Origin of the sequence: Actinotalea sp. C106 (assembly GCF_023630195.1) — a bacterium.
Lineage (GTDB): Bacteria > Actinomycetota > Actinomycetes > Actinomycetales > Cellulomonadaceae > Actinotalea.
In genome coordinates, this window is sequence record NZ_JALPKN010000542.1 from 1 (window position 1) to 1,023 (window position 1,023).

General features: G+C 74.2%; 1 protein-coding gene and 1 pseudogene. Both read left to right on the top strand.

Features of this window, described 5'->3' with window-relative positions:
- A pseudogene (locus L0B03_RS18355) lies at positions 1–353 on the top strand (hypothetical protein); the annotation flags it as partial.
- Between the two features lie 100 nt (positions 354–453).
- A partial coding sequence (locus L0B03_RS19650) for a L,D-transpeptidase (RefSeq protein ID WP_250448513.1) occupies positions 454–1,023 on the top strand: 570 nt, incomplete at its 3' end.

Genomic DNA, 1,023 nt, shown 5'->3' on the forward strand with positions numbered 1-1,023 from the left:
TCCGCGCCGCCGTCGCGGCCCCCGCGGCGGCCGAGGAGGAGGTCGAGACCGCGGCCGCCGAGGTCACCGCTCCCGAGGCCGACGTCGCTGCGGCGCAGTCGGTGGTCGCGGACGCCCAGGCAGACCTCGATGCCGCCGCCGCGGTCAACGCGGAGGCCATCGCAGCAGCGCAGGCCGACCTCGCTACGGCCACCACCGCCGTCGCCGAGGCGGAGGCCGCCATCGGCCCCGACGCCGCGGAGCTCCGCCGGCTGCAGGAGGAGGTCCTGCAGAACTGCGGGACGGTCGTCTACACCGGCACGACCGCGCCGACCGCGACGGCGGTCTCGGGAACCGTCTGGTACACCGGCTGACGCGGTGACCGGGGCGGGCCGGGGCGTGACGCCCTGGCCCGCCCCGTGTCGTGTCGTGTCGTATCGCGACCATCAACACCTGTCCTGCGCTGGAGCCCCCGTGAGACCGCACCGCACGACCAACGCCGCCGTCCTCGCCCTCGCGCTGACGCTCATCGCGGGGTGCGCCCAGCCGGAGCGCGAGCCGCCGCCGGCAGCCCCCGCGGAAGCGACCCACGAGGGTCCCTCCGAGGCCGAGCAGGCGCCTGCGGCCGAGACGAGCCGCGCCGTGACCGCCGTCGTCCCGGAGGTGACTGTGCACGACTCCCCCGAAGGGGCCGTCGCGCACACCTTCGACCAGATCACGCCGTCGGGCGCGCCGCTGACCTTCATGGTGCTCGCGGAGGAGGACGGCTGGTTCGAGGTGCAGCTCCCGGTGCGTCCCAACGGGAGCAGCGGCTGGGTCTCGCCGGAGGAGGTGACCGTTCACGAGGTCCCGTACCGCCTCGAGGTGTCGACGGCGGACAACAGGATGGCGCTCTACCGCAACGGCCTGCTCATGAGCACGTTCGCGGTCGCGACCGGCACGGGTGACACTCCGACTCCCGTGGGCACCTACTACCTGACCGAGCTCATCGCCCCGACCAACCCGGGCTACGGCCCGTTCGCGTACGGCGTCTCAGCCTTCTCC